Below are 22,827 nucleotides of genomic sequence, written 5' to 3'. Positions count from 1 at the left end.
ACCGTCGTTCATGAAGCCTGAGATCATCCTGGTCGAACCCATGATGCCGGCCATCGAGACGGCGCTGGACGCGTCCTACACCGTCCACCGCCTCGCCTCGGCGCCCGATCGGGACCGCCTGCTGGCGGAGGTGGGGCCGCGCGTCCGCGCCATTGTCACTGGCGGCGGCACCGGGGTGAGCAACGCCGTGGCCGATGCCTGCCCTAATCTCGGCATCATCGCCATCAACGGCGTGGGTACGGACGCCGTGGATCTGGAACACGCCCGCGCGCGCGGCGTCCGCGTCACCAACACGCCCGGCGTCCTGACCGACGACGTGGCCGATCTGGCGATGGCGCTGCTGCTGGCGGCCTCGCGCCGGTTGGTGGTGGGCGACCGTTTCGTGCGCGCCGGCCAGTGGCCGACCGGCAAGCTGCCGCTGGCCCGCAAGGCGACGGGCAAGCGGCTGGGCATTCTCGGCCTTGGCCGCATCGGCGAGGCCATCGCGGTGCGCGCCGCCGGCTTCGGGATGAGCATCGCCTACACCAACCGCAAGCCGCGCGCCGACGTGCCCTACCGCTTCGTGCCATCGCTGGTGGATCTGGCGCGCGACAGCGACATTCTGGTGGTCGCCGCCTCCGCCGGGCCGGAATCGAAAAACCTCGTCGGGCGGGCGGTGCTGGACGCGCTGGGGCCGGAAGGCATCCTGATCAACGTGGCGCGCGGCAGCGTGGTGGACGAGCCGGAACTGGTGGCGGCGCTTGCCGAAGGCCGCCTGGGCGGTGCCGGCCTCGACGTCTTCGCCAACGAACCGCACGTCCCCGAAGCCCTGTTCGCGCTTGACAATGTGGTTCTGCAACCGCACCAAGCCAGCGCCACGCTGGAAACCCGGACGGAAATGGGGGAATTGGTGCTCGCGAACCTGACCGCCTTCTTCGCCGGGCAGCCGTTGCGCACGCCGGTCGTGTGATGTCTCGCCAGCCATTATCGCTCCCATGACCGCCCTGGACGACCGGAACCCACAGACCCGCATCACCCTGACGGAGGTTGCCAACCACGCCGGGGTGTCGCGCTCGACGGTTTCGCTCGTCCTGCGGGGGAGCCCTCTGGTGGCGGCGGAAACGCGCGAGCGCGTCCAGGCGGCCATCGAGGCACTGGGATATGTGTACAACCGGGGTGCCGCCACCCTGCGGGCCGCCCGGACCCAGACCGTGGGCCTGCTGATCTGCGAGATCAACAACCCCTTCTTTTCGGAGATGACGGCGGGGGTGGACGATGTGCTGGACAAGGAGGGGTTCGTCGCCTTCCTCGCCAACACGGCGGAATTGCCGGAACGCCAGGACCGGTTTCTCCAGCGCATGCGGGAACACAATGTTGACGGGGTGATCCTGTGCCCCGCCGGCGGCACCCAGCCCGACCTGCTCGACCGCCTGCGCCGGTGGCAGCTGCCCTGCGTGCAGGCGCTGCGTTTCCTGTCCGCGCGCGACGGCGACTATGCCGGCGTGGACTATGAATACGGCATGGAGACGCTGACCGAGCATCTGATCCGGCTGGGGCACACCCGCATCGCCTTCGTCGGCGGCAACCTCACCCACTCCGCCACCACTGAGCGGCGCAAGGGCTTTGCGGCGGCGATGCGCCGGCACGGGTTGTCTCCGGACATGATCGTGCGCTGTCCGCTGACCCGCCGGGCCGGGGCGGAGGCCGTCGGCGCCCTGCTCGACCGGCCAGACCCGCCCACCGCCGCGCTATGCTTCTCCGATGTGGTGGCCTTCGGCGTCATGCTGGGGCTGGAGGCACGGGGGCTGAAGGCCGGGCGCGACATGGCCGTCACCGGCTTCGACGACGTGCCGGAAGCCGCGCTCAGCCGCCCGGCGCTGACCACCGTCGCCACCTCCGCCAGGCAGATCGGCCAGGAGGCGGCCCGCCTTCTGCTGCGCCGCATCGCCGACCCGCAAGGCCCGCAGGAACGCGTGATCCTGCCGAGCCGCCTCGTCGTGCGCGAAAGCTGCGGCGCCATGACCCAAAGGCCCAGTATTTCATGAATGATTGTTCCATGAACGATTCCGTTGGCGCTCTGATCGCCGCGCGCGAGACCCGCCGCTGGCTGTCCGCCCTGCCCGCCCGCCCCGCCGACACGGCCGAGGCTTACGCCATCCAGGAGGAGGTCGCCCGCCGTCTTGGCCCCGTGACCGCCTGGAAGGTCGGCGCCCACAGCCTGGACTCTGAACCGTTCCGCGCGCCGATCAACCGGGCGACCATCTTCGACCGGGTGAAGCGCCTGCCCGCCTCTCTGTTTCAGGTCATCGGGATGGAGGCGGAAATCGCCTACCGCCTCGGTCGCGACCTTCCCCCGCGCGCCGAGCCCTACAGCCGCAAGGAGGTGCTGGACGCCGTGGCCTCCGTCCACCCGGCGTTCGAGATCGTGGACACGCGCTTCGCCGGTTTCGGCTCCCAGGATCCGCTCAGCCACATGGCCGACCAGATGAACCACGGCGCGCTGGTCGTCGGCCCGGCCATCGCGGACTGGCGGTCCCTCGACCCGCTGGCCGAGCGCGTCGCGCTGGACGTGGACGGCAAGCGCGAAATCGAGACGGTCGGCGGCAACTCCGCCGGTGATCCGGTGCGCCTGCTGGCGTGGATGGCGAACGTCGGCGTGCGTGGCTTCGGCGGCCTGCACGCTGGGGACGTGGTCACCACCGGCTCCTGCATCGGCACCGTCTTCGTGCGGCCGGGCAGCCGCTCCGTCGCGACCTACGGCACCATGGGGACCATCGAACTGACGGTGGAGTAGGCCCGTCCAGCGACCGGAGACTATCCTCCCCTGCGGCCTGCCGGCTCCGGTTCTGCCACAGCGTCGTTCGTCAATCCTGCTCTGGCCTCAGGGCGAAGGTGGCGAGGCGGCCATGCACGCGCTCGATGCGGTCCATCCGCTCGACCGCCGCATCGCCGAGCGCGGCGACGACGCGGCTGAAGATGTGGTTCAGCAAGCTCATCGGCGCCACGTAGGAATCGAACAGCGATACGCTGCGCGTGTAGCAGCGCAGCACGATATCGGCCATCCCGGCGCTGCGCACCGCCGTCGGATCGGTCAGCAGGATCGACCGCGCCCCAACCTCCCGCGCGACGTCCAGCGCGTCCAGCAGCGCCTGCATCCGCCGCCGGAACCCGATGGCGAGCACCACGTCCTTCGGGCCCACATCCACCATCTCCTCGGCCAGCGACAGGCTCCCGCTCGGCACCAGCCGCACGTCGGGCTTCAGCTGCACCAGCAGGGCGTGGGCGTAGACCGCCAGCGTCCGGGAGTTCCGGAACCCCACGACCCACACGCGTTCCGCCTTGGCCAAGGCTGTCACGGCCTCGTTCAGCGTGTCGGAGCGCAGCCCCTCCAGCGTGCGCGTCAGGTTCTGCAGATCCTGGCCGAGATGCGCGCCCAGATTGCCCGCCAGGGCGGACGGCGCGCCCGATTCCAGCAGTTCGCTGAGCGGAGACCCGGCCTCGCCGCCATCGCGCGCCTGGACGCGGGCCTCGTTGTAGCTCTCATAACCGAGCCGGCGGAAGAAGCGCACGGCGGTGGCCTTCGACACGCCGGCGCGGTCGGCCAGTTCCGTCGCGGAATAGCCCGCGAGGTTGTCCTGACACTCCAGCACCACCTTGGCCAGCTTCTTCTCGCTGGCGGTGAACTGGTCGTGCAGGTCGAGGATGCGCCGCTCGATGCTTGGCGTGGTTCCGTCCATGGGCTCCGTTCCGGTCATGCACCCTCACTATGAAACGTGTGTTTCGGACATTTCAAGAAAAGAAACGCCAGGTTCACAATTCTGTTGACGGACGGCGCCCCGAACGCTTGGCTTGAAGGGTGACCGCAGGCGTTAGGCAGAATCCAATGACCAAGCTTCCCCATCTCCACCCTGTCGCCCTTTACCACAACCCGATGGCCGACCGGCAGGCTCCCTACGGTGCCGCGCAACGCCGGGTCCTGAACCTGGAGGCGCACGACGCCGCCCGGCGGGAGATCGCCGCTTGGCCGGGCTATGCGCCGACGCCGCTCGTGGCGCTTCCCGGCCTCGCGGCGGCGGCCGGAATCGGGCGGCTCTGGTTCAAGGACGAGGGCGGCCGCTTCGGGCTGGGCAGCTTCAAGGCGCTGGGCGGCGCCTACGCGGTGTTCCGCCTGCTGGCGGCCGAGGTGGCGCGGCGCACCGGGGGACCAGCGCCGAGCGCCGCCGACCTGCTGAGCGGGAAGCACCGCGACGTCGTCTCGTCCATCACCGTGACCTGTGCCACGGACGGGAACCATGGCCGCTCGGTTGCCTGGGGTGCGCAAACCTTCAGCTGCGGCTGCGTCATCTACATCCACGCCACGGTCAGCGACGGCCGCCGCGACGCCATCGCGGCTTTTGGTGCCACCGTCGTGCGCACCGCCGGCAACTACGACGACGCGGTCCGGCAGGCGGGGGCCGACGCGGCGGCGAACGGCTGGATGGTGGTCTCCGACACCTCCTACGAGGGCTACATGGACGTGCCCCGCGACGTCATGCAGGGCTACACGGTCATGGTGCAGGAGGCCGTCGAGCAGCTTCCGCCCGGCGAACGCCCGACGCACGTCTTCATTCAGGCCGGCGTCGGCGGGCTGGCCGCCGCCGTCTGCGGCCACCTGTGGGAGCGCTGGGGCGCCGACCGCCCGCGCGTCGTGGTGGTCGAGCCGGACAAGGCCGCCTGCCTGTTCGAAAGCGCCCGCGCCGGCCGCCCGATGGCGGTGCACGGCGACTTGGACACCATCATGGCGGGGCTGGCCTGCGGCGAGGTTTCGCTGCTGGCCTGGACCATCCTCGCGCCCGGCGCCGACGACTTCCAGACCATCACAGACGAGGCCGCGAAGGACGCCATGCGCCTGCTGGCGGCGGGTACAGGCGGCGACCGGCCGCTGGTGGCGGGGGAATCCGCAGTCGCCGGACTGGCGGGGCTGCTGTGCGCGCTGGGCAACGGACAGGCGGAGGCGTTGGGGCTGGGGCCTGACTCCCGCGTGCTGCTGTTCGGCAGCGAGGGCGACACCGATCCCGACCTCTACGCCGCCATCGTCGGGCGCAGCGCCGAACAGGTGAGGGCGGCATGAGCGGGCACGACGCGCTCCGCATCGATCTCGACCGCCTTCTCGGCCGTCTCGACGCCTTGGCCCAGGTGGGGGCCATTGAAGGCGGCGGTGTTTGCCGGTTGGCGCTGACCGACGCCGACCGGGCGGGGCGCGACCTCGTGACCGGCTGGATGCGGGATCTGGGCCTGCGCGTGTCGATCGACGCCATCGGCAACGTCGTCGGGCTGCGGCCCGGCCGCCGCGAGGGGGCGCCGGTCATGACCGGCTCGCACATCGACACGGTGCGCACCGGCGGTCGCTACGACGGGAACCTCGGCGTGATGGCCGGGCTGGAGGTCGTGCGGACCTTGAACGACGCGGGCATCGAGACGGATTTCCCGCTGGCCGTCGCCGTCTTCACCAACGAGGAGGGCGCGCGCTTCGCGCCGGACATGATGGGCAGCCTCGTCTATGTCGGCGGGCTGCCGCTGGCCGAGGCGCTGGCAACGGTGGGGATCGACGGTGCGACGGTCGGCGACGAGTTGGCCCGCATCGGCTACGCCGGGGACGCGCCCTGCGGCAGCCCGGCCGTGCGGGCCCCAGCGGTGCGCGCTTATGTGGAACTGCACGTCGAGCAGGGGCCGGTGCTGGAGGCCGAGGGCGTCACCATCGGCGCGGTGGAGGGCGTGCAGGGCATCTCCTGGACCGAATACACGATCCGGGGCGTGTCCAACCACGCGGGCACCACGCCCATGCGGATGCGCCACGACGCCGGTTTCGCCGCCGGTGCCATCGCGGCGGAGGTGCGGCGCATCGCGGCTGAGATGGGCGGCGATCAGGTGGGCACGGTCGGCGCCCTGACGCTGGAACCGAACCTGATCAACGTGGTGCCGCACACCGCCGTGCTGACCGTGGACCTGCGCAACACCGACGAAGAGGCGCTGCGCGAGGCGGAGCGGCGGCTGGCCGCCTTCGTCGCCGCCCTTGCCGAGTCCGAGGGGGTGGGCATCGTCGCGCGCCGCCTCGCCCGGTTCGAGCCGGTGGCCTTCGACCCCGCCATGGTCGCCAAGGTGGAGGCGCTTGCCCAACGGCAGGGCCGCTCCGTCCGCCGCATGCCGAGCGGCGCCGGCCACGACGCCCAGATGCTGGCCCGGATCTGCCCGGCGGGCATGATCTTCGTGCCCAGCGCCGGCGGCGTCAGCCACAACGTCCGCGAATTCACGGCAACCGAGGACATCCGGGCGGGTGCGGACCTGCTGCTCCACCTCCTCCTCGATCTCGCCAACGGCTGAGGTTTTCCATGCGCGAACTGATCCGCGACGCCCTCATTGTGCCCGGAGACGGGGTGACCGAGCCCTTCGCGGGCGACGTTCTGATCGAGGACGACCGCATCGTCCGGCTGGGCGCGGTCCCGCTGACCGAGGCGCAGACCGCCGACCATGTGGTCGAGGCGGAAGGGCGGGCGCTGGCGCCGGGCTTCGTGGACATGCACAACCACGGGGCTTTGGGCGGCACGCGGATCGGGGCGCGGGGCCTGCCGGTCGCCTGCGAGATGGCGCTGCTGGGCGGCGTCACCAAGCGCATCTGCGGCGTGGACGGCCTGTCCCCCGCCCCGGTGGCCGAGGCGCAACGCAGCGAATACGCGCTCCAATTGAAGCCTCTGGATGGTGCCATCGAAGGGGAGTGGGGCTGGTCGTCGGTGGCCGAGTTCTTTGCCTGGCACCAGGGCCGCTCGGTGACCGACATGGGCCTGTACCTCGGGCACAGCGCGGTGCGGCGGGTGGTGATGAGCAACCTCGCCCGCGTCGCCACGGACGCGGAGGTGGCGGCCATGGCCGAGGTGGTGCGGCGCGAGGCCCCCTGGACGCTGGGGCTGTCCACGGGGCTCGTCTACAACCCCGCCGTCTATTCCGACCAGCGGGAGATCACGGGGCTGGTCCGCGCCTTCAACGAGGTGAAGCCGGGCGCCTTGTTCCCGCACCTGCGCTCCGAAAGCGACATGATCCTGGAATCGCTGAAGGAGGTGCTGGAGGCCGCCGTGGAGGGCGGCGGTGCTTACGGCAACGAGCATTCCAAGATCGCGGGCAGGCGCAACTACGCGAAGATCGGCGCGCTGGAAGGCATGCTGGCCGATGCGTCGGCGAGCATCCCGACCATCGAGAACATGTACCCCTACACCGCCGGTTCGACCACCGGCGACGCCATCTTCCCGCCGGAAATCCGCGCCGGGACGCGGGCGGAGTTCGTGGCGCGGCTGCGCGACCGTGGCGTGCGGGGTGCGCTCTACCAGCGCATGCGCGGCGACACGACGGGCTGGGACAACTTCGTCGATTTCTGCGGCGGCCTGGAGGGCATCCAGATCGCCGGCGTGAAGGAAGGGGTGGGCGACGCCTTCCTGGGCAAGCGGCTGGGCGACGTGGCCCGCGCGCGGGGTGCCGCCGACCTCGACTCGCGGGCGGCCTTCGACGCGGTCTTCGACTTCTACGCCGACAACGAGGCCGAGATCGGGATCATCACCCATTACGGCAACGATTTGACCGTCGAGCGATTCTTCCGCCGCCCGACCATGGCCATCTGCACCGACGGCCTGATGCCCGGACCGGGGCAGAAACCGCACCCGCGCGCCATTGGCGCCTTCCCCAAGGCGCTGCGGCTTGCCCGCGAAATGGGCATACCGTTGCAGGAAATCGTGTTCCGCATGGCGACGATGCCCTGCCGCTTCCTGCGCCTGCCCGACCCCGTGCTGAGGGAGGGGGCGGACGCCTCCCTGGTGTTATTCGATTGGAATCGCGTGCGGGAACGCAACGACTACCTGAATCCGCTGGTGCCGCCGGAGGGCATCGACGTCGTGTGGGTGCACGGCGCGCGGGTGCTCGACCACGGGATCTTCCATTCGGTTCCGCCCTTCGCCGGCCGCCCGCTCATTTCGCAGGCACATCGCTCATGAAACAAGCGATCCTTCTACGTCTTTTTTATGAAACGAGTGTTTCAAATCTCTGTTGACGCGGACCGGGTTCGGCTGGTCTCGTAACGGCGGGGGCGATGATGCCCCGCCCGTTTTCTCCCGAGGGGAAGTCCATGAGCGATGCCCTCAACGCCTTCATAGATCCAGATGTGCTGATCGACGGCGCCCCCCACGGCCCGCTCGCCGGGCTGAGCGTCGCGGTGAAGGATCTCTACGCCATCGCCGGGCGCGTGACCGGCGCCGGCAACCCCGACTGGAAGCGCACCCACGCGCCGGAAACGCGCAACGCCCCGGCGGTGCAGCGCCTGCTCGACGCCGGGGCCACGGTGCGCGGCGTCACCCACACCGACGAGCTGGCCTTCAGCCTGAACGGCCGGAACCACCACTACGGCACGCCGATCAACGCCGCGGCACCCGACCGCGTGCCGGGCGGATCGTCCAACGGGTCGGCGTCGGCGGTCGCGGGTGGTGCGGTCGATGTGGCGCTGGGCACCGACACCGGCGGGTCGGTGCGCGTCCCGGCCAGCCATTGCGCGCTGTTCGGCATCCGCCCGACGCACGGGCGCATTTCGACCGAGGGCCTCGTCCCGCTGGCCCCCAGCTTCGACACGGTCGGCTGGTTCGCCCGCAACCCCGCGCATCTCGCCGCACTCGGCGACATTCTGCTGCCGCCGGACGCCACCGACGCGCCGACGAGCGTCACCGGCCTGATGGTCCCCGAGGACGCCTTCGCCGAGTGCGACCCGGAATTGCGCGAGGCCTTCGTGCCGGTGCTCGCGGCGCTGGAAACCGCCTTCGGGCTGACCGCGCGGGGCGGCACGCTGGCGCCGCTGCCGCTGGCCGAGGCGTTCGAGGCCACCCGCACCCTGACCATGGCGGAGCTGAAGCGCGGTCACGGCGACTGGATACGCAACACCAACCCGACCTTTGGCCCCGGCTTGGTGCAACGCTTCCAGGCGGCGCTCGACCTTCCCGACGAGGCGGTGCCCCCGGCCAACGCCGTCCGCGTGCGGGTCACGGAGCATCTGCGCGCTGCCTTGGCTGGTGGGGTGTTGGCCGTGTTGCCGACCGTCCCCGCCCCGCCACCGCGCCGCGACGACCCGGACGCGGTGCTGGAGGCCTATCGGTTCCGCGCCCAACGCCTGACCTGCCCGGCCGGGCTGGCCGGCGTGCCGCAGATCAACATTCCCGCCGTCCGCATCGGCGGCGCGCCGGTCGGGCTGGCGCTGGTGGCATCTCCCGGCGCCGACCGCCTTCTGCTCGCCGCCGCCGCCAAGGCGGCCAAAGCCCTTTCCGCAATTCCCGCTTAAGTCCGCCACCCCGCCCTCTCAGGGAGACGTTCGACATGACGCCCACCTTCTCCAGGCGCCTCGTTCTGGCCGGCGCCGCCGCGCTTGCCCTCTCCGCCGCCAGCCTCACGCCGGCCACGGCCCAGGCACAGGGGACCCTGCGCGTCGGCATGACCGCCGCCGACATCCCGCTGACTCACGGCTCGCCCGACAACGGCTTCGAAGGGTTCCGCTTTTCCGGCTACACCCTGTACGACGCGCTGGTGAACTGGGACCTGTCGGCGGCCGACAAGCCGTCGGTCATCAAGCCGGCGCTGGCGCTGAGCTGGGAGGCCGACCCGAAGGAGCCCACCAAGTGGACCTTCAAGCTGCGCCCCGGCGTGAAGTTCCACGACGGCTCGCCCTTCGACGCCAAGGCGGTGGCCTGGAACTTCGAGAAGCTGCTGAACAAGGACGCCCCGCATTTCGACGCCCGCCAAGCGTCGCTGGTCGGCTTCCGCGCGGCGTCGGTCGCCTCCACCAAGGTCATCGATGACCTGACCATCGAGTTCACGACCAAGACCCCGGACAGCTTCCTGCCCTACCAGCTCTCCTTCATCCTGATGGCGAGCCCGGCGCAGTATGAGGCGGTCGGCAAGGATTGGGCGAAGTTCGCCGCCCAGCCATCGGGCACCGGCCCGTTCAAGCTGGACAAGCTGGTCCCGCGCGAGCGCGCCGAGCTGACGCCCAACAAGGCCTATTGGGACGTCGCCCGCGTGCCGAAGCTCGACAAGCTGGTCCTGATCCCGATGCCGGAGGCGAACACCCGCACCGCGGCCTTGCTGTCCGGTCAGGTGGACCTGATCGAGGCGCCGCCGCCCGACACCGTCGCCCGCCTGAAGTCGTCGGGCATGCAGATCACGTCGAACCCGTACCCGCACATCTGGCCGTACCACCTGAGCCGCCTGCCGGACAGCCCGTGGAACGACATCCGCGTGCGCAAGGCCGCCAACCTCGCCATCGACCGCGACGGCCTGACCGAGCTGCTGGGCGGCTTCGCCGTGCCGGCGACCGGCCACGTCATGAAGGGCACGCCCTGGTACGGCAAGCCGACCTTCGACATCAAGTACGACCCCGAGGCCGCCCGGAAGCTGATGGCCGAGGCCGGCTACAGCCCGAAGAAGCCGCTGAAGGCGAAGATCGTCATTTCCCCCAGCGGATCCGGCCAGATGCAGCCGCTGCCGATGAACGAGTTCATCCAGCAGAACCTGAAGGAAGTCGGCATCGACCTGGAGTTCGAGGTGATGGAGTTCACCTCCATGGTCAACCGCTGGCGCGCCGGCGCCAAGGCGGAGCAGAACGCCGGCATCCACGGCCTGAACTACTCCTACGCCGCCGTCGATCCGTTCAACGCCTTCATCCGCTTCGTGAAAAGCGACCTGCACGCCCCCAACGGCGTGAACTGGGGCTTCTACGCGGACCCGGAGATGGATGCGCTGGCCGCCAAGGCCCAGAACACCTTCGAGCCGGCCGCGCAGAACGAGGTTCTGGGCCAGATCCACGCCAAGATGGTCGATGACGCGACCTTCATCTGGATCGTCCACGACGTGGCGCCGCGCGCCATGTCGCCGAAGGTCAAGGGCTTCGTCCAGGCGCGGAACTGGTTCCTCGACCTGACGCCGGTGTCGGTGCAGTAGCCGTCGCACTTGCCCCCTCCCTAACCCCATCACCAGGGCTATCGCATTTGAATTTCCGCCGTTGATGAAGGCCTGCTCTGCCGGCAATCGCCTTTCCACACGTCATCCCCGCGCAGGCGGGGATCCAGAAAACTCCGCACAGAGGCACTTGTGGTGCCCTGGATTCCCGCCTTCGCGGGAATGACGATGGAAAGGTGTTTTCGCGCGGAAAGCAGCTTCAACGGCCAGATGCGATAGCCCTTCCCCGCTGGGCGGGGGAGGGGGGCAACGATCATCGGAGTCCCGTCATGTTCGCCTACATCCTGCGCCGCATCCTCTACATCGTGCCCATCGCGCTTGGCGTGACGCTGCTGGTGTTCGCGCTGGTCCACATCGCGCCGGGCGACCCGCTGAACGCCGTCGTCGGACCCGACGCCCCGGCCGAGGTGGTGGAGCAGCTTCGCCGCTCCTACGGCTTCGACCAGCCGTTGCCGGTGCAGTACGTCATCTATCTGGGCCACGTGCTGTCCGGCGACCTGGGGCAGTCGGTGGCGACCGGGCGGCCGGTGATCGCCGATCTGGGGCGCGCGCTGGGCAACACGCTGATCCTCTCGGTCGGCGCCGCCATCGTCGGCTTCACGTCGGGCATCCTGCTGGGTGCGCTGGCCGGCTGGCACCGGGGTGGGTTCATCGACCGCCTCGCCACGCTGCTGACCCTGATCGGGGTGAGTGTGCCGCACTACTGGCTCGGCATGGTGCTGGTGATCGTCATGGCGGTGGAGCTGAACCTGCTGCCGGCCATGGGCATGGCGCCGGGCGGCGCCACGGGCTGGGGCTTCACCGGCGCGCATCTGGCCCACGCCGTGCTGCCCGTGCTGACCATGTCGGTGATCCCCATGGGCATCGTCGCCCGCTCCGTCCGCGCCACGGTGGCCGAGGTGCTGCAGCAAGAGTTCGTGCAGGCGCTGCGCGCCAAGGGGCTGGGGCGCGGGCCGGTGCTGCGCCATGTGGTGCGCAACGTCGCCCCGACCGTGGTCTCCGTGCTGGGCCTTCAGTTCGGCTATCTGCTGGGCGGCTCGATCCTGATCGAGACGGTCTTCTCCTGGCCCGGCACCGGTTTCCTGCTGAACGAGGCGATCTTCAAGCGCGACCTGCCGCTGCTTCAGGGCACCATCCTGATGCTGGGCCTCTTCTTCGTGCTGCTGAACCTGCTGGTGGACATCGCGCAAGCCGCGCTCGATCCCCGCATGCGCCGTTCCTGACCGGAGGATTCCCATGGACGCAACGGCCATCAAACCTTCGTCGCTGGAACGCCCCAGGGCCGCCCGCTCGCCCGGCTACTGGAGCAAGGTGGGCCGCCGCCTGCTGCGCGACCCGGTCACCATGGGCTGTCTGGCGGTTCTGCTGCTGATCGTGCTGTCGGCGATCTTCGCCGACGTGCTGGCCCCGGCCGATCCCTACAAGGCCAGCATGATCCGCCGCCTGAAGCCCATCGGCACCCCCAACCACCCGCTGGGCACGGACGAGCTGGGCCGCGACATGCTGACCCGCCTTCTGTACGGCGGGCGGATGTCGCTGGTCATGGGCATCCTGCCGGTGCTGAACGCGCTGGTCATCGGCGGCCTGCTGGGCATCGTCGCCGGCTTCTTCGGCGGGCGGCTGAACATGGCGATCATGCGCACCATCGACGTGCTCTACGCCTTCCCTTCGGTGCTGCTGGCGGTGGCCATCTCCGGCGCGCTGGGCTCGGGCCTGACCAACGCCATCGTCGCGCTGACCATCGTCTTCGTGCCTCCGCTGGCCCGCATCGCCGAGACGGTGACGACCCAAGTGCGCGGCATGGATTTCGTGGACGCCGCCCGCGCCTCGGGTGCCGGGAGCTTCACGATCATCCGCGTGCATCTGCTGCCCAACGTGCTGGGGCCGATCTTCGTCTACGCCTCCAGCCTGATCAGCGTCAGCATCATCCTGGCCTCGGGCCTCAGCTTCCTCGGCCTCGGCGTCGAGCCGCCGCAGGCGGAATGGGGGCTGATGCTGAACACGCTGCGCCAGGCCATCTACGTCCAGCCCTGGGTGGCGGTGCTGCCGGGCGCCCTGATCTTCCTGACCTCGATCTGCTGCAATCTCGCCAGCGACGGGCTGCGCACCGCCATGGAGGTGAAGCTGTGACGGCTCTGCATCGTCTCGACCCCGTCGCCGACGTCGGCGGGCCGCACCAGCCCCTGCTGGAGGTGCGCGACCTGACCAAGCATTTCCCCGTGCGCGGCGGCCTGATCGGCCCGAAGCCGGTCGCCCGCGCCGTGGACGGCGTCAGCTTTGCCGTCGCCAAGGGGGAAACGCTGGGCGTGGTCGGCGAGTCCGGCTGCGGCAAGTCCACCACCGCCCGGCTGCTGATGCGCCTGATCGAACCGGACAGCGGTTCCCTGACCTTCGACGGCGAGGCGGTCGGCACCCGCCTGGGCCTGTCCCTGCGCGACCTGCGCCGACGCGTGCAGATGGTCTTTCAGGACAGCTACGCCTCGCTCAACCCGCGCCTGACCATCGCCGACAGCCTCGCCTTCGCGCCGATGGTGCACGGCGTGTCGCGGCGCGACGCCATGGAGGTCGCGGGCGACCTTCTCGGCCGCGTCGGGCTGGACCCCACGAGCTTCCTCGGCCGCTACCCGCACGAACTGTCGGGCGGCCAGCGCCAGCGCGTGAACATCGCCCGCGCCCTGGCGCTGCGCCCGCGCCTCGTCATCCTGGACGAGGCGGTGTCGGCGCTCGACAAGTCGGTCGAGGCGCAGGTGCTGAACCTGCTGGTGGAGCTGAAGCGGCAGCTCGACCTCACCTACATCTTCATCTCCCACGACTTGAACGTGGTGCACTACATCGCCGACCGCGTGCTGGTGATGTATCTGGGCAAGGTGGCGGAGGTCGGCCCGGTCGAGGCCATCTATGGACGGCCCGCCCACCCCTACACCCGCGCGCTGTTCTCCGCCCGCCTGTCCATGGACCCGGACGCGCGCACCAGCGCCGCACCGCTCCAGGGCGACCCGCCCAACCCGATCAACCCGCCGTCCGGCTGCCGCTTCCGCACCCGCTGCCCGCACGCCACGGCCGTGTGCGCGGAGCGCGAGCCGGCGCCCGTCGATCTCGGCGGCGGCCATGTCGTGGCCTGCCACCTGCACGAGGCCGCCCATGCCTGACCAGACCCAGAGCGCTCCCCTGCTGTCCGTCTCCGGCCTGACCGTCTCCTTCAAGACGGAGCGCGGCACGGCCAGCGCCATCAACGGCGTGGATTTCGACCTGAAGCGCGGCGAGGTGCTGTGCCTGCTGGGCGAATCCGGCTCGGGCAAGAGCGTCACGTTGCGCGCGCTGATGCGCCTGCTTCCCGAACGGCGCAGCCGCATCGCCGGCAAGGTCCTGCTGAACGGCGAGGACGTCTACGCGGTGCCAGAGCGGCGCATGGAGAAACTGCGCGGCAAGGCCATCTCCATGGTCTTTCAGGAGCCGATGCTGGCGCTCGACCCCGTCTACACCATCGGCCACCAGATCGCCGAGACCATCGTCCGGCACGAGGGCATCGCCTTCGCGGACGCGGAGCGCCGCGCGCTCGACCTGCTGGAGCGGGTGCAGATCCCCTCGGCCAAGCGCCGCCTGAAGGCCTACCCGCACGAGATGTCCGGCGGCATGCGCCAGCGCGCGATGATCGCGCTGGCGCTCAGCTGCAATCCCGCCCTGCTGCTGGCGGACGAGCCGACCACCGCGCTCGACGCCACGGTGCAGATGCAGATCCTGCTGCTGCTGCGCCAGTTGCAGGCGGAGCTGGACATGGCGGTCATCCTGGTCACGCACGACATCGGCGTGGCGGCGGAAACCGCCGACCGCGTCGCCGTGATGTACGCCGGGCGCTTCGTCGAACTGGGCACCGCGCGCCAGGTGCTGAAGGACCCGCAGCATCCTTACACGGCGGGCCTGCTCGCCTCCACCGTTCACGGCAACATGCGCGGCCACGCGCTGGAAGCCATTCCCGGCGCGCCGCCCGATCTGACCAACCTGCCATCCGGCTGCGCCTACGCGCCGCGCTGCCCGCACGCGGACGCGCACTGCACCGCCGCCCCGCCCTCCGAAACGTGGCTGGAACCCGGCCGCATGGCGCGTTGCGTGCGCGCTCGCGTTCCCGCCGCCGCTCCCGTCTGACCCGATTCCAAAGGGACTTATCCCCCCATGGACACTCTTCCGCCCAACCTTACGATCAACGGCTCGCGCCTGTGGCAGAGCCTCATGGAGATGGCGCAGATCGGCGCCACGCCGAAGGGCGGCGTCTGCCGCATCGCCCTGACCGACCTGGACAAGCAGGGCCGCGACCTGTTCGTGCGCTGGTGCCGGGAGGCCGGCTGCACCATCACCATCGACCGCATCGGCAACATCTTCGCCCGCCGGGCCGGGCGTGACGACAGCTTGGCCCCGGTGCTGACGGGCAGCCATCTCGACACCCAGCCGACGGGCGGCAAGTTCGACGGCGTCTACGGCGTGCTCGCCGGGCTGGAGGTCATCCGCAGCCTGAACGACCTGAACTACGAGACCGACGCGCCGGTCGAGGTCGCCGTCTGGACCAACGAGGAGGGCACCCGCTTCGCCCCGTCCATGGTCGCCTCCGGCGTCTTCGCCGGGGAATTCGACCTCGATTACGGCCTGTCGCGCGCCGACCTGGACGGCAAGACCATGGGCGAGGAACTGGCGCGCATCGGCTACGCGGGCGACGCGCCGGTCGGCGGCCGTCCCCTGACCGCCTATTTCGAGGCCCACATCGAGCAGGGCCCGATCCTTGAGGCCGAAGGCAAGACCATCGGCGTCGTCACCGACGCGCAGGGCCAGCGCTGGTACGAGATCACGCTGACGGGCCAGGAGGCGCACGCCGGCCCCACCCCCATGGAGCGGCGCAAGGACGCCCTGCTGGGTGCCGCCCGCGTGGTGGAGGCGGTGAACCGCATCGGCCTGAAGCACCAGCCGGGGGCCTGCGCCACGGTGGGGCTGATGCAGATCCACCCCAACTCGCGCAACGTCATCCCCGGCCGTGTCTTCTTCACGGTGGATTTCCGCCACCCCGACGATGCCGTGCTGGCCGCCATGGACGCGGAGTTGCGAGCCGAGGTGGCGCGCATCGCGGCGGACACGAAACTGGAATCCGAACTGGAGCAGATCTTCTATTACGCGCCGGTCCGCTTCGAGGAATCCTGCGTCGCCGCCGTCCGGCGCGGCGTCGAGCGAACCGGGCATTCGGCGCGCGACATGGTGTCGGGCGCCGGGCACGACGCCTGCTACGTCGCCAAGGTGACGCCCACGGCGATGGTGTTCATCCCCTGCGTGGACGGCATCAGCCACAACGAGATTGAGCACACCACCCCCGAATGGGCCGCCGCCGGCTGCGAGGTTCTGCTGCACGCCGTGCTGGAAAAAGCGTCGGTGTCGGCCGGTTCTTCTCGCTAAGAACGGGCTTCGATGCAAAGCCCTTCTCCCCTTGTGGGAGAAGGGTTGGGATGAGGGGTATGCGGCGAAGCCGCACATGCGACTCAGACACTTTTCCGGCCTACCGGCCGTAACACCCCCTCACCCCAACCCCTCTCCCACAAGGGGAGAGGGACTTAGCCGCCCCCCTCAGTCCCTTTCAGCAGGCTCAAGAACCGCTCCAGCACCAGATTGGGCTGGGCGCCCTTCTTGGTGACGGTGTGGAAGTTCTGGGCGTACCGATAGCTGTCCGGCAGCAGGGCGCGCATAGCCCCGCGCTCCACCCATTGGCGGGCGTAGTGGGTCGGCAGGAAGCCCACATAGCAGCCGGTCAGGATCAGGAAGGCGACGCCCTCCCGGTCGGTGGCGGTGGCGGTGGTGTTCAGCCGTTGCTGGATGCCGGCCGCCTCCGGCGCCTGCTCCGCCTGGGCGGGAGCGACGGCGTCGGCGGCCTCCACCGCCGCGCGCGTCACCGCGTCGGGTGCGGCGTCGAACAGGGGATGCTTCTGGCCGCAGTAGAGGCGTGACTCCTCCTCGTAGAGCGTGAAGCGCTCCAGACCGGGCAGGACGCGCCGGGTCGGTACCACCCCGACATGCAGCCGTCCGTCGAGCACGCCCCGCTCGATCTCGTTGGGCGGGATCATGCGGATGTTCACGCGCACCTCCGGCCCCTGCTGCTTCAGCCCGCGCAGCGCGTTGGTGACGCGCATCTGCGGCATCGTCACGAGGTTGTCGGTGATCCCGATGTTCAGTTCGCCGCGCAGGCGCCGGTGCGCCGCGTTGATCTCGCTGCGGAAACTCTCCAGCCCGGCGAGCAGACGCAGCGTCGCCTCATAGGCCAGCCGCCCTTCATCCGTCAGCAGGAAGCCCGCCCGGCCGCGCCGGCACAGGCGCAGGCCCAGCCGCCGTTCCAGATCCGCCATGTGCAGGCTGATGGCGGCGCGGCTGATGTTCAGCTCCACCTCCGCGGCGGAGAAACCTTCGCACTCCACCACCGTTTTGAAGACGCGCAACAGGCGGATGTCGGCGTCGTTCACTCCGGTCAGCGGGCGGGGCTGCTTGCTCATGATAGGTAAGCAATCGCTTGCGTGAAGTTTTGATGGTTTGGATTTAAGCGCAACCGAACGCCGGGGCACACTTCTTTCTTAAAGAGGCCGCCACGCACCAGGAGATTTCCGGATGAGCCCGTTGGACGAGAAGCAAGCCCAGGGAAACGACCGCGCCGCCGGGCTGACCCGCGAGGAGCTGGACGCCCACTGGATGCCCTTCACCGCGAACCGGGAGTTCAAGGCGAACCCGCGCATGATCGTGCGCGGCGAGGGCGCCTGGTACTGGGACGCGCAAGGCCGCAAGATCTATGACAGCCTGTCGGGCCTGTGGTGCAGCGGTGCCGGCCACAGCCGCCGCGAGATCAGCGAGGCCGTCGCCCGCCAGATCGGCGAACTCGACTACAGCCCCGGCTTCCAGTTCGGCCACCCGGCCTCCTTCAAGCTGGCGCACAAGCTGTCCTCGATGACGCCGGCCGGTCTGGACCATGTCTTCTTCGTGAACTCCGGCTCGGAGGCGACCGACACGTCGCTGAAGATGGCGCGCGCCTACTGGCGCCTGAAGGGGCAGCCGGCCAAGACCAAGCTGATCGGCCGGTCCAAGGGCTATCACGGCGTCAATTTCGGCGGCATCAGCCTGGGCGGCATCGGCGGCAACCGCAAGCTGTTCGGCACGGGCGTGGACGCCGACCATCTGCCGCACACGCTGCTGCCGCAGAACGCCTTCACCAAGGGCCTGCCGGAGCAGGGCGCCGAGCTGGCCGACGCGCTTGAGGAACTGGTGGCGCTGCACGACGCGTCCAACATCGCCGCCGTGATCGTCGAACCGCTCGCCGGCTCGGCCGGCGTGCTGCCGCCGCCGAAGGGCTATCTGCAGCGGCTGCGGGCGATCTGCGACAAGCACAACATTCTGCTGATCTTCGACGAGGTCATCACCGGCTTCGGCCGCATGGGCGCGGCCTTCGGCGCCGACGCCTTCGGCGTGGTGCCCGACATCATGAACGTCGCCAAGGGCCTGACCAACGGCGCGATGCCGATGGGCGCCGTCATCGCCAGCCGGGAGATTTACAAGACCTTCATGGAGAACGGCGGGCCGGAGTATCTGGTGGAGTTCCCGCACGGCTACACCTACTCCGCCCACCCCGTGGCCTGCGCCGCCGGCCTCGCCGCGCTGGACCTGTTCGAGCGGGAGAAGCTGGCCGACAAGGCGGCGGCACTCGCCCCGCATTTCGAGACAGTCCTGCACGGGCTGAAGGGGCTCCGCCACGTCACGGACATCCGCAACTACGGTCTGGCTGGTGCTGTGCAGATCGAAGCCCTGCCGGGTGAGCCGGCGCGCCGGCCCTACGAGATTGCCATGAAGTGCTGGGAGGCCGGCTTCTACGTCCGCTACGGCGGCGACACGCTGCAATTCGGCCCGCATTTCATCAGCGAGCGCGAGGATCTCGACCGGCTGATGAACGCCGTCGCCGACGCCATCCAGTCCGTCGCCTGACGCCTTCCGGGACCCCGGACGCACCGGCCCTGCCGCCGCCTCCCCTCGGCGGCAGGGGGCTGGCACAACCTTGCGCGAACCGCTATTCCTCCTTCCCACCTGAAACCCCGGCGCACGGCGCGGGGTTTATCCAGCAATCAGGGCCGGCAATCAGGGAATGGAGACTCCGAATGGTTCAGGCAAACTCCGGGGCCGACATCGCGGTTGTGGGGCTCGGCGTGATGGGGCGCAACCTCGCCGCCAATCTGGCCGATCATGGGGCGGTGGTGGCCGGCTACGATCTCGATGCCGACCGCCGGGCCGCCTTCGCCGCCGCCGTGCCGGGTGCCGTACCCTGCGCCGCGCCGGAAGACGTGCTGTCCGTGCTGAAGACGCCGCGCGTCATCCTGATGATGGTGCCGGCCGGGCCGGCGGTGGACGCGCTGCTGGCCATCCTGCTGCCCGGTCTGGCGGCCGGCGATGTGGTGATCGATGGTGGCAATTCCCATTACGACGACACGCGCCGCCGCGCCCGCCTGACGGCGGAGTCCGGCATCCACTTCGTCGGCCTGGGCGTGTCCGGCGGCGAGGAGGGGGCGCGGCACGGCCCGGCGCTGATGGCCGGCGGCACGGTGGAGGGAATCGAGCGCGTCGCCCCCCTGCTGCGCGCCATCGCCGCGCGGGCCGGTGACGGAGAACCTTGCTTCGCGCGCATCGGCCCGGACGGCGCCGGCCATTTCGTGAAGATGATCCACAACGGCATCGAATATGCCGACATGCAGCTGATCGCCGAGGGCTATCACCTGCTGCGCCACCTCGGCGGCTTCTCCTACGAGCAGCTGGCCGACCGTTTCGCGGCCTGGAACGGGGGCGAGCTGGCCTCCTACCTCATGGAGATCACCGCCGACATCCTGCGGACCTCCGACCCCGAGACCGGCGCGCCGATCCTGGAGGTCATCCGTGACGCCGCCGGCCAGAAGGGCACCGGCCATTGGGCGACGACCACCGCCATGCAACTGGGCATGCCCGCCCCGACCATCGCGGAGGCGGTGCACGCCCGCTGCCTGTCCGCCCTGAAGGACGAGCGCGTGCGCGCCGCCGCCGCCTTCCCGGCCCCGCCTGCGCCCGCCGTGGCCGACCCGGACGCCTTTGCCGCCGGGGTCGGCGACGCGCTGCTGTGCGGCCGGATTGCCATTTACGCCCAGGGCTTCGCGGTCATCGCCGCCGGCAGCCGCCAGTTCGGCTGGGACGTCGATCTGGCGGCGGTCGCGTCGGTGTGGCGGGGCGGCTGCATCATCCGCGCCCGGCTGGTGGACCGCATCCTCGACGCGCTGCGACGCGCGCCGGACCTGCCCAACCTGATGTTCGACCCCGCCATCACCGCCCTGCTGGCGGAGGGCGAGGCCGGATGGCGCCGGACGGTGGGCGCGGCGGTCGCCGCCGGACAGCCCGTGCCGGCCATGGCTTCCGCCCTCGCCTACTGGGACGGCTACCGCAGCGAACGGCTGTGGGCCAACATGATCCAGGCGCAACGCGACTTCTTCGGCGCCCACGGCTACGAACGAACCGACCGCCCCGGCATGGCCCACACTCAATGGGTCCGATAAGGGACGCCTGAACGGACGTTCGCGGCCCCCTCCCAGTCCGCTCCCAAACATCCGGCACCCGCCGCAGAACCCATGCGCCCTTTCCGGGTGACGACCGGGAAGGGTGCCCTGCCGCGGCCGGTTTGCGTTGTTGAACTACATGATAACGAATTCCACAAGATGCCGTTCGCCGCCGATGGACATTGCTCAGAATGGCGTCATACGGCCACACAACCACCCAACTGGCGCCATTGCATCGGCCGACGCGGAGGCGTAGCGTAGTTAGGCTACCTTTTAAAATGGCTGGAACGCGTCATGAGCGATCTGCACCCACGGCTTGTCGAGGTCACCGAGCGCATCCGCGCGCGCAGCCGCGACACGCGCGCCGCCTATCTGGAGCGCACGCGCCGCGCGGCGGCCGCCCATCCGGCGCGCAGCGGCCTGTCCTGCGCCAATCTGGCCCACGCCTTCGCGGCGGCGCCGACGACGGACAAGCTGCGCCTGCGCGGTGGCGCCCACGCCAACCTGGGCATCGTCACCGCGTTCAACGACATGCTGTCGGCGCACCAGCCCTATGAAGGCTATCCCGCCATCATCAAGACGGCGGCGCGGGAAGTCGGGGCGGTGGCGCAGGTAGCGGGCGGCGTGCCGGCCATGTGCGACGGCGTCACCCAGGGCAACCCCGGCATGGAGCTGTCGCTGCTAAGCCGCGACGTGATCGCCATGGGCACGGCGGTCGCCCTGTCGCACAACATGTTCGACGCCGCCGTGATGCTGGGCGTGTGCGACAAGATCGTCCCCGGCCTCGTGATCGGGGCGCTGCACTTCGGCCATCTGCCGGTGATCCTCGTCCCGGCCGGGCCGATGATGACCGGCATCTCCAACGACGAGAAATCGAAGGTCCGCCAGCTCTTCGCCACCGGCAAGGCCGACCGGGAGGCGCTGCTCGACGTCGAGGCCAGAGCCTATCATGGCGCCGGCACCTGCACCTTCTACGGCACCGCCAATTCCAACCAGATGCTGATGGAGGTGATGGGCCTGCACCTGCCTGGCGCCGCCTTCGTCCACCCGAACACGCCCCTGCGCGACGCCCTGACGGCGGAAGCGGCGCGGCGCGCGCTGTCCCTCACCGCCAACGGCCCGTCCTACACGCCGATTTCCCAAGTGGTGGACGAGCGTGCGGTGGTGAACGGCATCGCCGCCCTGATGGCGACCGGCGGTTCGACCAACCACACCATCCACCTCGTCGCCATGGCGGCGGCGGCGGGCATCCGCATCACCTGGGACGACTTCGACGACCTGTCGAAGGTCGTGCCGCTGCTCGCCAGCGTTTACCCCAACGGCAAGGCCGACGTGAACCACTTCCACGCCGCCGGGGGCATGGCCTTCCTGATCGGCGAGCTGCTCGCCGCCGGCCTGCTGCACCCGGACGTGACCACCGTGGCCGGCGAAGGGCTGCACCATTACCGGCGCGAGCCCGTGCTTCAAGACAACGCGCTGATCTGGCGCGACAGCCCGGCCGCCAGCCTCGACGCCACCGTGCTGCGGAGCGTCGCCGAACCCTTCGCGCCCGATGGCGGCCTGCGCCTGATCCGGGGCAACATCGGCCGTGGCGTCACCAAGATATCGGCGGTGAAGCCCGAGCATCGCGTGATTGAGGCTCCGGCCATCGTCTTCGACACGCAGGAGCAGCTGGTCGCCGCGCACAAGGCGGGCGAGTTGCACCGTAACTTCGTCGCCGTCATCCGCTTCCAGGGGCCGCGTGCCAACGGCATGCCGGAACTGCACCGCCTGACACCGGTGCTCGGCGCGCTTCAAGACGAAGGCTTCAAGGTGGCCCTGCTTACCGATGGGCGCATGTCCGGCGCGTCGGGCAAGGTCCCCGCGGTCATCCACATGTCGCCGGAAGCCTTGGGTGGCGGTCCCATCGGCCGTCTGCGCACCGGCGACCTGATCCGCCTGGACGCCAACGCCGGCACCGTCGAGGCGTTGGTGCCTGAGGCCGAATGGGCCGCCCGCGCGGCCGTTCCAGCGCTTCCGCCAACCGATGACTTGGCCGGCAGCCTTGGCCGGTCCCTCTTCAACGGTCTGCGCGGCATCGCTCTTTCCGCCGAGGAAGGCGCCACCACCTTTGGAAACTGATCCGCCGCCGCGCGCCGAACCCAAACGACAACGCCTCTTTCCGGCCGACCAAGGAATATTGCAACATGACGGTACCGCAGACCTTGAAAACCTGGACCGCGATGGAAACGATCCTGGCACCGTCCGCCTGAGG

19 protein-coding genes are annotated in these 22,827 nt (G+C 69.8%); 17 read left to right on the top strand and 2 right to left on the bottom strand.

Annotation, left to right across the window (positions count from 1 at the left end):
* The first annotated feature begins 10 nt into the window (after positions 1 to 10).
* Genes J2852_RS09870 through J2852_RS09860 form a run of 3 tightly spaced genes read left to right on the top strand, consistent with a single transcriptional unit; the run spans position 11 to position 2,773 of the window.
* The gene (locus J2852_RS09870) at positions 11 to 949 is read left to right on the top strand and encodes a 2-hydroxyacid dehydrogenase (RefSeq protein WP_209874643.1); all 939 of its coding nucleotides are present in this window, start codon (positions 11 to 13) and stop codon (positions 947 to 949) included.
* Between the two features lie 25 nt (positions 950 to 974).
* On the top strand, positions 975 to 2,024 hold the full coding sequence (locus J2852_RS09865; protein WP_209874640.1) for a LacI family DNA-binding transcriptional regulator: 1,050 nt from the start codon (positions 975 to 977) through the stop codon (positions 2,022 to 2,024).
* An 11-nt stretch (positions 2,025 to 2,035) separates the two neighbouring features.
* Positions 2,036 to 2,773: a 2-keto-4-pentenoate hydratase gene (locus J2852_RS09860; protein ID WP_209874637.1), complete on the top strand. Its 738-nt coding sequence runs from the start codon at positions 2,036 to 2,038 to the stop codon at positions 2,771 to 2,773.
* Between the two features lie 70 nt (positions 2,774 to 2,843).
* Here J2852_RS09860 and J2852_RS09855 read toward each other — a convergent pair whose 3' ends face one another.
* Positions 2,844 to 3,734, bottom strand: a complete 891-nt coding sequence (locus J2852_RS09855; RefSeq protein WP_209874615.1) for a MurR/RpiR family transcriptional regulator — start codon at positions 3,732 to 3,734, stop codon at positions 2,844 to 2,846.
* Positions 3,735 to 3,862: 128 nt separating this feature from the next.
* Between J2852_RS09855 and J2852_RS09850 the strand changes: the two genes are divergently transcribed.
* The 10 genes from J2852_RS09850 (at position 3,863) to J2852_RS09805 (ending at position 16,428) form a co-directional block, all read left to right on the top strand.
* Positions 3,863 to 5,089: a diaminopropionate ammonia-lyase gene (locus tag J2852_RS09850; protein WP_209874613.1), complete on the top strand. Its 1,227-nt coding sequence runs from the start codon at positions 3,863 to 3,865 to the stop codon at positions 5,087 to 5,089.
* A complete protein-coding gene (locus J2852_RS09845; protein ID WP_209874610.1) occupies positions 5,086 to 6,339 on the top strand; it encodes a Zn-dependent hydrolase in 1,254 nt (417 codons plus the stop codon). The genes J2852_RS09850 and J2852_RS09845 overlap by 4 nt, the downstream gene beginning before the upstream one ends.
* An 8-nt stretch (positions 6,340 to 6,347) precedes the next feature.
* Complete coding sequence (locus J2852_RS09840; protein WP_209874607.1) at positions 6,348 to 7,994, top strand: N-acyl-D-amino-acid deacylase family protein; 1,647 nt, start codon at positions 6,348 to 6,350, stop codon at positions 7,992 to 7,994.
* 131 nt (positions 7,995 to 8,125) lie between these two features.
* A complete protein-coding gene (locus tag J2852_RS09835) occupies positions 8,126 to 9,322 on the top strand; it encodes an amidase (RefSeq protein ID WP_209874603.1) in 1,197 nt (398 codons plus the stop codon).
* A gap of 35 nt (positions 9,323 to 9,357) precedes the next feature.
* On the top strand, positions 9,358 to 10,977 hold the full coding sequence (locus tag J2852_RS09830; RefSeq protein ID WP_209874600.1) for an ABC transporter substrate-binding protein: 1,620 nt from the start codon (positions 9,358 to 9,360) through the stop codon (positions 10,975 to 10,977).
* 287 nt (positions 10,978 to 11,264) lie between these two features.
* Positions 11,265 to 12,218 carry an ABC transporter permease gene (locus J2852_RS09825; RefSeq protein WP_209874596.1) on the top strand — a complete coding sequence of 318 codons (954 nt, stop codon included), beginning with the start codon at positions 11,265 to 11,267 and terminating at the stop codon, positions 12,216 to 12,218.
* Positions 12,219 to 12,231: 13 nt separating this feature from the next.
* Positions 12,232 to 13,125 carry an ABC transporter permease gene (locus tag J2852_RS09820; RefSeq protein ID WP_209874593.1) on the top strand — a complete coding sequence of 298 codons (894 nt, stop codon included), beginning with the start codon at positions 12,232 to 12,234 and terminating at the stop codon, positions 13,123 to 13,125.
* On the top strand, positions 13,122 to 14,144 hold the full coding sequence (locus J2852_RS09815) for an ABC transporter ATP-binding protein (protein ID WP_343206713.1): 1,023 nt from the start codon (positions 13,122 to 13,124) through the stop codon (positions 14,142 to 14,144). Before J2852_RS09820 ends, J2852_RS09815 begins: the two co-directional genes overlap by 4 nt.
* A complete protein-coding gene (locus J2852_RS09810; RefSeq protein WP_209874590.1) occupies positions 14,137 to 15,138 on the top strand; it encodes an ABC transporter ATP-binding protein in 1,002 nt (333 codons plus the stop codon). The genes J2852_RS09815 and J2852_RS09810 overlap by 8 nt, the downstream gene beginning before the upstream one ends.
* A 27-nt stretch (positions 15,139 to 15,165) precedes the next feature.
* The gene (locus tag J2852_RS09805) at positions 15,166 to 16,428 is read left to right on the top strand and encodes a Zn-dependent hydrolase (RefSeq protein WP_209874588.1); all 1,263 of its coding nucleotides are present in this window, start codon (positions 15,166 to 15,168) and stop codon (positions 16,426 to 16,428) included.
* A gap of 155 nt (positions 16,429 to 16,583) precedes the next feature.
* Here the strand turns inward: J2852_RS09805 and J2852_RS09800 are convergent, their stop codons facing one another.
* On the bottom strand, positions 16,584 to 17,513 hold the full coding sequence (locus J2852_RS09800) for a LysR family transcriptional regulator (RefSeq protein ID WP_209874585.1): 930 nt from the start codon (positions 17,511 to 17,513) through the stop codon (positions 16,584 to 16,586).
* A gap of 112 nt (positions 17,514 to 17,625) precedes the next feature.
* On the opposite strand from J2852_RS09800, the gene aptA reads away from it, so the two are divergent.
* The 4 genes from aptA (at position 17,626) to J2852_RS32325 (ending at position 22,825) form a co-directional block, all read left to right on the top strand.
* Positions 17,626 to 18,987, top strand: coding sequence for an omega-aminotransferase AptA (aptA, locus tag J2852_RS09795; RefSeq protein ID WP_209874582.1), 1,362 nt, complete (start codon positions 17,626 to 17,628; stop codon positions 18,985 to 18,987).
* A gap of 170 nt (positions 18,988 to 19,157) precedes the next feature.
* Positions 19,158 to 20,573: an NADP-dependent phosphogluconate dehydrogenase gene (gene gndA / locus J2852_RS09790; protein ID WP_209874580.1), complete on the top strand. Its 1,416-nt coding sequence runs from the start codon at positions 19,158 to 19,160 to the stop codon at positions 20,571 to 20,573.
* Positions 20,574 to 20,867: 294 nt separating this feature from the next.
* The gene (gene edd / locus J2852_RS09785) at positions 20,868 to 22,694 is read left to right on the top strand and encodes a phosphogluconate dehydratase (protein ID WP_209874577.1); all 1,827 of its coding nucleotides are present in this window, start codon (positions 20,868 to 20,870) and stop codon (positions 22,692 to 22,694) included.
* On the top strand, positions 22,691 to 22,825 hold the full coding sequence (locus tag J2852_RS32325; RefSeq protein ID WP_425514363.1) for a GntT/GntP/DsdX family permease: 135 nt from the start codon (positions 22,691 to 22,693) through the stop codon (positions 22,823 to 22,825). Before edd ends, J2852_RS32325 begins: the two co-directional genes overlap by 4 nt.
* Positions 22,826 to 22,827: the final 2 nt, after the last annotated feature.

The sequence above is a fragment of the Azospirillum soli genome (genome assembly GCF_017876165.1).
In the GTDB taxonomy this organism is placed as follows: Bacteria; Pseudomonadota; Alphaproteobacteria; order Azospirillales; family Azospirillaceae; genus Azospirillum; species Azospirillum soli.
This window is presented reverse-complemented; position numbering and strand designations above follow the sequence as displayed.